This is a genomic window from Klebsiella sp. GG_Kp175 (assembly GCF_040062325.1).
Taxonomy (GTDB): domain Bacteria; phylum Pseudomonadota; class Gammaproteobacteria; order Enterobacterales; family Enterobacteriaceae; genus Klebsiella; species Klebsiella quasipneumoniae.
In genome coordinates this window covers 48,490-59,022 of record NZ_JBEAFX010000020.1, presented here as the reverse complement: position 1 = coordinate 59,022, position 10,533 = coordinate 48,490, and the positions used below count along the sequence as shown (strand labels likewise).

At 58.6% G+C, this 10,533-nt stretch carries 9 protein-coding genes and 2 tRNA genes; all 11 read right to left on the bottom strand.

Annotated elements, in window-relative coordinates:
- Positions 1 to 198: 198 nt before the first annotated feature.
- Positions 199 to 275 (bottom strand) — tRNA-Arg (locus ABLU73_RS21900).
- A gap of 4 nt (positions 276 to 279) precedes the next feature.
- Positions 280 to 372 (bottom strand) — tRNA-Ser (locus tag ABLU73_RS21895).
- A gap of 322 nt (positions 373 to 694) precedes the next feature.
- Complete coding sequence (gene csrA, locus ABLU73_RS21890) at positions 695 to 880, bottom strand: carbon storage regulator CsrA (RefSeq protein WP_000906486.1); 186 nt, start codon at positions 878 to 880, stop codon at positions 695 to 697.
- A gap of 363 nt (positions 881 to 1,243) precedes the next feature.
- Positions 1,244 to 3,871 carry an alanine--tRNA ligase gene (gene alaS / locus ABLU73_RS21885; protein ID WP_017901380.1) on the bottom strand — a complete coding sequence of 876 codons (2,628 nt, stop codon included), beginning with the start codon at positions 3,869 to 3,871 and terminating at the stop codon, positions 1,244 to 1,246.
- Between the two features lie 250 nt (positions 3,872 to 4,121).
- Complete coding sequence (gene recX, locus ABLU73_RS21880) at positions 4,122 to 4,622, bottom strand: recombination regulator RecX (protein ID WP_004205687.1); 501 nt, start codon at positions 4,620 to 4,622, stop codon at positions 4,122 to 4,124.
- Positions 4,623 to 4,692: 70 nt separating this feature from the next.
- Positions 4,693 to 5,751: a recombinase RecA gene (gene recA / locus ABLU73_RS21875; protein ID WP_004205686.1), complete on the bottom strand. Its 1,059-nt coding sequence runs from the start codon at positions 5,749 to 5,751 to the stop codon at positions 4,693 to 4,695.
- Positions 5,752 to 5,841: 90 nt separating this feature from the next.
- Positions 5,842 to 6,339, bottom strand: a complete 498-nt coding sequence (gene pncC / locus ABLU73_RS21870; protein ID WP_004205685.1) for a nicotinamide-nucleotide amidase — start codon at positions 6,337 to 6,339, stop codon at positions 5,842 to 5,844.
- Positions 6,340 to 6,477: 138 nt separating this feature from the next.
- A complete protein-coding gene (locus ABLU73_RS21865) occupies positions 6,478 to 7,356 on the bottom strand; it encodes a metal ABC transporter substrate-binding protein (protein WP_348850439.1) in 879 nt (292 codons plus the stop codon).
- A gap of 7 nt (positions 7,357 to 7,363) precedes the next feature.
- A complete protein-coding gene (locus tag ABLU73_RS21860) occupies positions 7,364 to 8,227 on the bottom strand; it encodes a metal ABC transporter permease (protein ID WP_264923704.1) in 864 nt (287 codons plus the stop codon).
- Positions 8,224 to 8,934, bottom strand: a complete 711-nt coding sequence (locus tag ABLU73_RS21855) for an ATP-binding cassette domain-containing protein (RefSeq protein ID WP_162921965.1) — start codon at positions 8,932 to 8,934, stop codon at positions 8,224 to 8,226. The genes ABLU73_RS21860 and ABLU73_RS21855 overlap by 4 nt, the downstream gene beginning before the upstream one ends.
- 339 nt (positions 8,935 to 9,273) lie before the next feature.
- Positions 9,274 to 10,353: a lytic murein transglycosylase B gene (gene mltB, locus ABLU73_RS21850; RefSeq protein WP_043521292.1), complete on the bottom strand. Its 1,080-nt coding sequence runs from the start codon at positions 10,351 to 10,353 to the stop codon at positions 9,274 to 9,276.
- Positions 10,354 to 10,533: the final 180 nt, after the last annotated feature.

The following is a 10,533-nucleotide window of genomic DNA, read 5'->3' as shown; positions in this document are numbered from 1 at the left end:
ACCGCTCGGTTCGTAGCCGAGTACTCTATCCAGCTGAGCTACGGATGCATCGGGAAACTTGCTTTACTACGCGTCAGTGTCACAACTAACACATGCCACACTGAGTATGACGGCCTAATCGGTAGAGTGACTCGATTATGCCTCGCACTGCGGGCCGCTGCTTTCACAGCGCTCTTCTCTCTTAATTCAGAAAGAAGATGGTGCATCCGGGAGGATTCGAACCTCCGACCGCTCGGTTCGTAGCCGAGTACTCTATCCAGCTGAGCTACGGATGCAAAATGGCGGTGAGGCGGGGATTCGAACCCCGGATGCAGCTTTTGACCGCATACTCCCTTAGCAGGGGAGCGCCTTCAGCCTCTCGGCCACCTCACCACACACGCCTCTTTCGAGTGCTTCGAAGAACTTGTTTCTGCTCTTCGTCGCTGCGATGGCGCACATATTACTTTCTGGTACTTATAAGTCAAACACTTTTTCGAGACCTTTTTTCGTTTGCACACTTCGCACGCAATTCGCGTGCAAAAACGGCAAAAAGGGCAATTTATCAACAGGAAATCAGCCCTGACGCTGGCATAATGTCAAACAACCAAAGCGGCAAAGGGTAATGAAAAGCGGTATGGTGCAGGGGGAAGAAACAGAAAAAGGGAAAAAGCGGCGATAAGTGATGCGCCTCACTGAACAGCGAGGCGCGGAAACCTTAGTAACTGGACTGCTGGGATTTTTCAGCCTGAATACGCTGGTAGATCTCTTCACGGTGTACAGATACTTCTTTAGGGGCGTTTACGCCAATACGAACCTGGTTACCCTTCACCCCTAAAACTGTCACAGTGACCTCATCTCCAATCATGAGGGTCTCACCAACTCGACGAGTCAGAATCAGCATTCTTTGCTCCTTGAAAGATTAAAAGAGTCGGGTCTCTCGTATCCCGGCATTATCCATCATATAACGCCAAAAAGTAAGCAATGACAAATACCTTACGGTATAAGCAGTCATGGCATCACATTCTGTTAAACCTAAGTTTAGCCGATATACACAATTTCAACCCGACTTTATCGTTATCGGTGTTTCTCGCGCAAGGTGCCATTTCCCTGAGGTTACGGCACCTAAACCCGCTATACTTCAAGTTGCATGTGTGTTGGTTTTCCTCGCTCACCCCAGTCACTTACTTGAGTAAGCTCCTGGGGATTCGCTGTGTCGCCGCCTTCCTGCAACTCGAATTATTTAGGGTATATGCGTTTATAGTTATTACAGTTTTGCGCTGACCCAGCCTTTCACACTGGCTAACGCTGCAGGGAGAGCAGACGCATCGGTACCACCGGCCTGCGCCATATCCGGACGACCGCCCCCTTTACCGCCCACCTGCTGAGCGACCATACCAACCAGCTCCCCAGCCTTGACGCGATCTGTCACATCCTTAGACACACCGGCAATCAGGGAAACTTTACCGTCTGCGACCGTAGCCAACACCACAACCGTCGAACCCAGCTGGTTCTTCAGATCGTCAACCATGGTGCGCAGCATCTTCGGCTCCACGCCGGCCAGCTCGCTGACCAGCAGCTTAACGCCGTTAATCTCTTCCGCTTTGCTGGAGAGGTTTGCGCTCTCCTGCGCCGCAGCCTGCTCTTTCAGCTGCTGCAGCTCTTTTTCCAGCTGACGGGTACGCTCCAGCGCGGCGCGAACTTTCTCGCCGAGATTGTGGCTGTCGCCCTTCAGCAGCTGTGCGATATCGCTGAGCTGATCGCTCTGCGCGTGCAGCATGGCCATCGCGCCCTCACCGGTCACCGCTTCGATACGGCGCACGCCAGCGGCGGTACCGGACTCAGACGTGATACGGAACAGGCCGATATCACCGGTACGCGCCGCGTGAGTCCCGCCGCACAGTTCGGTGGAGAAGTCGCCCATCCGCAGCACGCGGACGCGGTCATCGTATTTCTCGCCGAACAGCGCCATCGCGCCGGATGCGCGCGCGGCATCGATATCCATAATGTTGGTTTCGATAGCCAGGTTACGACGGATCTGCGCGTTGACCAGATCTTCCACTGCACGAATCTCTTCCGGCTTCATCGCTTCGAAATGCGAGAAGTCAAAGCGCAGCGCTTTATCGTTGACCAGCGAGCCTTTCTGCGCCACATGGGTGCCGAGCACCTGACGCAGCGCCGCGTGCATCAGGTGCGTCGCGGAGTGGTTCAGGCGGATACGCTGACGGCGAGCCTCGTCCACATCGGCCTGCACCGCGTCGCCCACTTTCAGGGAGCCGCTGGCGACTTTACCGATATGACCAATGGCCTGGCCGTACTTCTGCGTGTCGCTGACCGCGAAGGAGAAGCCCGCGCCTTTCAGTTCGCCTTTATCGCCCACCTGGCCGCCGGACTCCGCATAGAACGGGGTCTGGTCGAGGATCACTACCGCTTCCTGACCCGCGCTGACGCTATCCACCGCTTTGCCATCGATGAACAGCGCAGTCACTTTGCCGTTCAGCTCCAGATGATCGTAACCTTTAAATTCAGAGGCGCCGTCAACGCGGATCATCGCGTTATAGTCAGCGCCGAAACCGCTGGACTCGCGCGCGCGACGGCGCTGCTCTTCCATGGCGGCCTCAAAGCCGGCTTCGTCAACCTTGATGTTGCGCTCGCGGCAGACGTCCGCGGTCAGGTCGACCGGGAAGCCGTAGGTGTCGTACAGACGGAAGGCGGTTTCGCCATCCAGGGTGTCGCCTTTCAGCTTCGACAGCTCTTCATCCAGCAGCGCCAGTCCGCGCTCCAGAGTACGGGCGAACTGCTCTTCTTCGGTTTTCAGCACCTGCTCAACCTGAGCCTGCTGCTGCTTCAGTTCTTCGCCGGCGGAGCCCATCACGGCGATCAGCGGGGCAACCAGTTTCCAGAAGAAGGTATCCTTCGCGCCCAGCATGTTGCCGTGACGGATCGCGCGGCGAATGATGCGGCGCAGCACATAGCCGCGGTTTTCATTCGACGGGATTACGCCGTCAGCGATCAGGAAGGCGCAGGAGCGAATGTGGTCGGCAATAACGCGCAGCGACTTGTTCGTCAGATCGGTGGCGCCGGTGACTTTCGCCACGCTGGCGATCAGATCGCGGAACAGGTCGATGTCATAGTTTGAGTTAACGTGCTGCAGCACCGCGGCAATACGCTCCAGGCCCATACCGGTGTCGACGGACGGCTTCGGCAGCGGCTCCATGGTACCGTCAGCCTGACGGTTGAACTGCATGAAGACGATGTTCCAGATCTCAATGTAGCGGTCGCCGTCTTCTTCCGGACTTCCCGGAGGGCCGCCCCAGATGTGATCGCCATGGTCGAAGAAAATCTCGGTGCACGGACCGCACGGACCGGTGTCGCCCATCTGCCAGAAGTTGTCTGAAGCAAACGGCGCGCCTTTGTTGTCGCCGATGCGGATGATTCGCTCGCGCGGGACGCCTACTTCATTGGCCCAGATGTCGAATGCTTCGTCATCGGTCTCGTAAACGGTGACCCACAGCTTCTCTTTCGGCAGCGCGAACCAGTTCTCACCGGTCAGCAGCTCCCACGCGTATTTGATGGCATCCTGCTTGAAGTAGTCGCCGAAGCTAAAGTTGCCCAGCATTTCAAAGAAGGTGTGGTGACGCGCGGTGTAACCGACGTTTTCCAGATCGTTGTGTTTACCACCCGCACGCACGCAACGCTGCGCGGTGGTCGCACGCGAATAATTACGTTTGTCGAGACCAAGGAAGACATCCTTGAACTGGTTCATCCCTGCGTTGGTAAACAGCAGGGTCGGATCGTTGTGCGGCACCAGGGAGCTGCTGGCAACTACCTGATGTCCCTTGCTATGGAAAAAGTCGAGAAACGCCTGACGGATCTCAGCGGTGCTCTTGCTCATAATTATCCTGAAATCAAGCTACACGTCATCCTTCAAGTCGCCTCTGTCCTGGCTGCGCTTGCTCTTCCGGCACCGAACTGACGTGCGTTGCGGAAGATAGTCTCTCTTGCCGCCCTGATGCAGCTTGAATGATTTTGTGTAAAGGAATAATCGCCCAGGACGCTGCCTGCACTGTCACAACCAGCGGCCCGACGGAATAAAGTGGGAATAAGATAAGTTTTCTTTACGGCGAAGTAAAATCCCGGATGGGTCAATCTGCAAAATTTCGCCAGATTTCCTGGATATCTTCCATCAGGTAGCCACGGTACAGCAGGAATCTCTGGATTTTCACTTTCTCAGCAAAGGCGGAGGGTAACGGTTCACCGTATTTACGCTGCGCCTGCGCCCTGGCAAGGCTCACCCAGTCGATGTCGCATTCGCGCATCGCCTGTTCCACGGCCTGGCGCGCAATGCCTTTCTGGCTGAGCTCCTGACGAATGCGCGCGGGGCCATAGCCTTTGCGGCTCCGGCTGGCGATGAACTGGCCGACAAAACGATTATCGTCGAGATAACGGTTTTCGATACACCAGGCAACCACCTGCTCCAGCTCTTCAGGGGTGACGTCCAGCGCCTCGGGGCCATTTTTGCTCATTACCGGAGCAGCCAGTTTGCGACGCAGCTCCTGTTCGCTGTGGTCGCGCATCGCCAGAATGCGGATAGCGCGGTCCAGCAGGCGGGCGTAGCCGGAGCGGCGTGATGAAGGTTCAGTCACAGGCACCTCAATAATCTAAAAAAAGCAAAAGGGCCGCATAAGCAGCCCTTTATCACTCTGTTAGACAATATCAGAAATCTTGTTCCGTTTCTTCTGCATCGTTGCCGTCAACGGCGAAGTCCGGCGTAGAGTCCTGGTTGTTGAGCAGCAGTTCGCGCACTTTCTTCTCAATCTCTTTCGCCGCCGCCGGGTTCTCTTTCAGCCAGGTGATAGCGTTCGCTTTGCCCTGACCAATTTTGTCGCCGTTGTAGCTGTACCAGGCGCCCGCTTTCTCAATCAGCTTCTCTTTCACGCCGAGGTCAACCAGCTCGCCGAAGAAGTTGATGCCTTCGCCGTAGAGGATCTGGAATTCAGCCTGTTTGAACGGCGCCGCAATCTTGTTCTTCACCACTTTGACGCGGGTTTCGCTACCGACGACGTTGTCGCCCTCTTTCACCGCGCCGATGCGACGGATATCCAGACGCACGGAGGCGTAGAACTTCAGCGCATTACCGCCGGTGGTGGTTTCCGGGTTACCGAACATCACGCCGATTTTCATACGGATCTGGTTGATAAAGATCAGCAGCGTGTTGGACTGCTTCAGGTTACCCGCCAGTTTACGCATCGCCTGGCTCATCATACGCGCCGCGAGGCCCATGTGAGAGTCGCCGATTTCGCCTTCGATTTCCGCTTTCGGCGTCAGCGCCGCGACGGAGTCGACGACGATAACGTCAACCGCGCCGGAGCGCGCCAGCGCGTCACAGATTTCCAGCGCCTGCTCGCCGGTATCCGGCTGAGAACACAGCAGGTTGTCGATATCCACGCCCAGCTTGCGCGCATAGACCGGATCCAGCGCGTGTTCCGCATCGATGAACGCACAGGTTTTACCTTCGCGCTGCGCTGCGGCGATAACCTGCAGCGTCAGGGTGGTTTTACCGGAGGATTCCGGCCCGTAGATCTCGACGATACGGCCCATTGGCAGACCGCCGGCGCCCAGCGCGATATCCAGAGAAAGCGAGCCGGTGGAGATGGTTTCTACGTCCATAGAACGGTCTTCACCCAGGCGCATGATGGAGCCTTTACCGAATTGCTTTTCGATCTGGCCCAGTGCAGCCGCCAACGCTTTCTGTTTGTTTTCGTCGATCGCCATTGTTACTCCTAATCATGCAGGGTGAAGCGTGTTCGCTTCGCCGTTAATATTTGTTCAGTTGAGGCAATTATACTGTATAGTCATACAGTATCAAGTCTTTTGTAGAAATTGTTGCCAGAGCAGATTGAGCGCGTAGGCCGTCGCCTGACGACGTACCGCTTCGCGGTCTCCGGCAAAGCATTCCCGCCGCGTCACCCCTTGCCCGCTAACGCTGGCGACGCCAAACCACACCGTCCCGACCGGCTTTTCGTCGCTGCCGCCATCCGGCCCGGCGACGCCGCTAACCGAGATGGCATAGTCCGCGCGCGCGGCGCGCAACGCGCCGATCGCCATCTCCACCACCACCGGTTCGCTCACCGCGCCGTTGTCCCGCAGCGTCGCTTCGCTGACGCCGATCATTTGCGATTTGGCCTCGTTGCTGTAAGTCACAAAACCGCGTTCAAACCACGCTGAGCTGCCGGCAATATCGGTGATGGCTTTCGCTATCCAGCCACCGGTGCAGGATTCCGCCGTGGTCACCGTCGCGCCCTGCGCCTGCAGCGCCCGGCCGACCTTCTCGCTTAGCTGCATTAATTCTGAATCGGTCATTATCGCCCCGCTTTGCTCCGGATAAAGAGGCCATCAAAGATAGCACTTTCCACAGAGATATGGGGACGAGGTGTGGAATTTACGAGGGGACATCCAAAATGAATCATCCCGGCGGCGCCGGGATGAGAAATCGCACGCTTACTTCATGCTGGCGGCGATCAGCGCCACGTTATGACGCATCATTTTGACATAGCTATCCGCGACGCCCCCCGGGGCGGAGAGCGCCTCAGGATAGAGTTCTCCGCCGGGCTGCGCGCCGGTGGCGCTGGCAATCTGCTTCACCAGCCGCGGGTCAAGCTGGTTCTCCATAAACCAGGTATGGACGCCGTCCGCGTTGATTTGCTTAATCAGCGCCGCCACCTGCGCCGCGCTGGCCTCGCTCTCTGAAGAGAGCCCCTGCGGCGCGAGGAAGGTTACGTGATAAGCGCGGCCAAAATAGCCGAAAGCGTCATGGCTGGTCAGGACCTTGCGCTTGGCCAGCGGAATGGCGCTGAACTGCCCTTTCGCCCAGCCGTCGAGGGCCGTCAGCTGGTCGATATAGCGCTTGCCGCTGCTGGTCAACGCCGCTTTATCTTCCGGGTCGGCTTTCACCAGACCATCGAGGATATTCTGCGCATACAATGCGCCGTTCGCTGCGCTGTTCCAGGCGTGGGGATCGGTCACCGTTTTGCCGTCTTCATCGAGGGTATGGGTCTTGACGCCCTTCGACGCCACCACCAGCTCGCCCTTAAAACCAGAGGCCTTAATCAGGCGATCCAGCCAGCCTTCCAGTCCCAGGCCGTTAACCACCACCACGTCGGCCTTGCTGAGCAGCGCGCTATCCTTCGGCGACGGCTCGAAGGTGTGCGGATCGCCATCCGGGCCGACCAGGGTATCCACATGGACATGCTCCCCGCCAACCTGCTGCACCATATCACCCAGAACTGAAAAACTGCTTACCACATTCAGCGGTTTCGCCATCGCCCCCTGCGCCATCAGGCCGAAGGCCAGCGCGACCACTATTGCACTACGTTTCATCATTTCCTTACCCCATCAATTTGCGCCAGCCGACCAGCAGTCGGCTGCGCGAGCCAAAAAACAGCGAAATAAAAAACAGCGCGCTGGCGGTCAGCACGATGGCGGGCCCGGCGGGAAGACTGGCCGCCCAGGAGAGACTCAAACCCAGCCAGGCGCAGAGCGCGCCGGAGAGCGCCGCCAGCAGCAGGATGCCCGGCAGCGTTCGCGCCCAGCAGCGCGCGGCAACCGCCGGAAGCATCATCACCCCTACCGCCATCAGCGTGCCGAGCACCTGAAATCCCGCCACCAGGTTAAGCACCAGCAGCGCCAGAAAAAGCCCATGCAGCACCGCGGGCAGCCGGCGGTTATTCACCTGCAGCCAGGCACTGTCGAACGCCTCGCTGACCAGACCGCGGTAGCACAGCGCGATGCACAACAGCGTCAGGCTGGCGACGCCGCTGACAAACAGCGCCGCGTCACGATCCACCGCCAGAATGGAGCCAAACAGCAGATGCAGCAGGTCGACGCTGGAGCCGCGCAGCGACACCAGAGTGACGCCCAGCGCCAGCGATCCCAGATAAAATCCAGCAAAGCTGGCGTCCTCTTTTAACGGCGTCCGCCGGCTCACCCATCCCGCCACCAGCGCGACCGCGATGCCGGCGACAAAGCCGCCCACGGTCATGGCCAGCAGCGACATGCCGCTCAGCAGATAGCCCACCGCCACGCCGGGGAGAATGGCGTGCGACAGCGCGTCGCCCATCAAGCTCATGCGCCGCAGCAACAGGAAGACGCCCAGCATGGTGGTGCTTAGCGACAGCGCCAGGCAGACCACCAGCGCCCGGCGCATAAAGCCGAATTCAATAAAAGGTTGAAAGAAGGTGTGCCAGATCATGCTGACCTCGCCTGGCTGAAGGCCGGGAGAACCGCCCGGGTGGCACCCCAGCAGGCGCGCTGGCGGGTTAAAAGCAGCGTCTCCGGAAAAAAGTCGGCTACCCGCTGGTTATCATGCAGCACCGCCAGGATGGTTTGCCCCTGCCGGTGCATGTCGAGGATCAGCTCCATCAGTTCGCGACTGGTTGCTTCATCGATACCCGTGAAGGGCTCGTCGAGCATCACCAGCGGCGCCCGCTGCACCATCACCCTGGCAAACAGCATGCGCTGAAACTGGCCGCCGGAGAGCGCTTCGATCGGGGTTTTCGCCAGGCTCGCCAGCCCGACCCGCTCCAGCACCGCGCCGATGCGTCGCCGGGTATCGCCGCTCAGACCGCGCAGCAGCGACACGCCGGGCCATGCGCCCTGACTCACCACATCCTGCACGTTGAGAGGAAACTGTGACTCGAGGGCATGGCGCTGTGCCAGCCAGCCAATCACCGGCCGCTTTCCCTGCCAGCGCAGGCGGCCGCTGACCGGCGGAAGAAACCCGGCGAGGGTTTTCAGCAGGGTCGATTTTCCGCAGCCATTGAGACCAACGATTGCCGTCAGGCTGCCGGGACATATCATCCCGCTCAGCGGAGGGGTGATCGCCGCCCCGCCATAGCCGGTTATCAGTTGTTCCAGTTCAATCATGGCAGCGTCACCGCCCACCAGGTCGCCAGCCATAGCGCCGCCAGCAGCGTTCCAGCGATGGCCAGGCGCGCCGCGCCGGATGCCATAAAAACCGATGCGAACATATCCTTACCCCTTTTATTAAATGTTATAACATAACAATACAGAGGCGAAATTAGATTGTAAATCAGAGCCGGTGAGCGGAAATGTAACAAAGGTAGACAGGAAGCATGCCGACGGGAAGAAACAGCAGGATAAGCGCGGCCTTTCCGGGAAATCCCCCGGTCGCGCTGCGCTTACGGGGCCACCAACCAGATAACAGACCGTCGCCCGGATAAGGCGCTACGCGCCGTTATCCGGGGAGGCTCGGATACTGTCAGCCGGATGACAGTATTAATAACCGCCGCGGGCCTGCGAAACCGCCAGGCCAAGCTGCCAGACGGCCATCGCGTAGTGGGTGCTGTGGTTATAGCGGGTGATGGTGTAGAAGTTCGGCAGCCCGTACCAGTACTCATAGCCGGTCCCGACGTCCAGGCGCAGCAGACTGGCCTGCTGATGGTTACCCAGCGGCTGGGTTGGGGTTAGCCCCGCCGCCGCCAGCTGCGACACGCTGTATTTGGTTTTGAAACCATTCTCCAGCCCCGGCGCCTGGCCCAGCGCCTGCACCGCCACCAGATCGCCGCTCACCCAGCCGTGCTGTTTGAAGTAGTTGGCCACGCTGCCGATAGCATCCACCGGGTCCCACAGGTTGATATGGCCGTCGCCGTTAAAGTCCACCGCGTATTGCTTATAGGACGACGGCATAAACTGGCCGTACCCCATCGCCCCGGCGAAAGAGCCTTTCAGATCCAGCGGGTCGTCGCTTTCGCTGCGCGCCATCAGCAGGAAGGTTTCCAGCTCGGAGGAGAAGTATTCGGCGCGGCGCGGATAGCTAAACGACAGGGTCGCCAGCGCGTCGAGGATGCGGGTTTTGCCCATCACCCGTCCCCAACGGGTCTCCACGCCGATAATACCGACAATGATTTCCGGCGGCACGCCGTAGACCTGATAAGCGCGGTTGAGCGCGTCCTGATATTGATTCCAGAACACCACGCCGTTCTGCACGTTATCCGGGGTAATAAACTGTTTCTTGTAGCGCAGCCAGGCGCCGGTTGGCCCGGTCGGCGGCAAGCCGGTCGGCGCCTGACGATCCATCAGCCGCAGAACGTAGTCCAGACGCTTCGCCTGCGACAGGATCTCCTGCAGCTGCTGCCTGTCGAAGCCGTGCTTCGCCACCATCTTATCGATGAACTGCGCCGCCGCCGGGTTGTTGGCGAAGTCGCCGCCCATCTGCATCACGTTATGCTGCGGTTCCAGCAAAAAGCCGCCGGTTCCACTCGCCATCTCCGTTTCCGCGGGAGTCTTGGGTTTGCTGCTGCAGGCAGCGAGGAGCACACAAAGGGGAAGTAAAGCCAGAGAGCGACGCTTCAACATGGGAATTCCGTTTAACAAATTCAGCAAGGGATAATTATGGTAAAGCATGCGACGACCAACAAGAAAGCGACAATCCGTTTGTAGACAAAATAGTCCTTCACCGCCCCCTTCCCTGCATGCTGTCATGCCCCTCGTTATTTCATCCTCTCAGCGCCAATCTTTCAAAATAAAATATTTATC

Coding starts and splice junctions, on each gene's coding strand:
- csrA (WP_000906486.1), bottom strand. CDS start 880: ATGCTGATTCTGACTCGTCGAGTTGGTGAGACCCTCATGATTGGAGAT.
- alaS (WP_017901380.1), bottom strand. CDS start 3,871: ATGAGCAAGAGCACCGCTGAGATCCGTCAGGCGTTTCTCGACTTTTTC.
- recA (WP_004205686.1), bottom strand. CDS start 5,751: ATGGCGATCGACGAAAACAAACAGAAAGCGTTGGCGGCTGCACTGGGC.
- pncC (WP_004205685.1), bottom strand. CDS start 6,339: ATGACCGATTCAGAATTAATGCAGCTAAGCGAGAAGGTCGGCCGGGCG.
- ABLU73_RS21865 (WP_348850439.1), bottom strand. CDS start 7,356: ATGAAACGTAGTGCAATAGTGGTCGCGCTGGCCTTCGGCCTGATGGCG.
- ABLU73_RS21860 (WP_264923704.1), bottom strand. CDS start 8,227: ATGATCTGGCACACCTTCTTTCAACCTTTTATTGAATTCGGCTTTATG.
- ABLU73_RS21855 (WP_162921965.1), bottom strand. CDS start 8,934: ATGGCTGGCGACCTGGTGGGCGGTGACGCTGCCATGATTGAACTGGAA.
- mltB (WP_043521292.1), bottom strand. CDS start 10,353: ATGTTGAAGCGTCGCTCTCTGGCTTTACTTCCCCTTTGTGTGCTCCTC.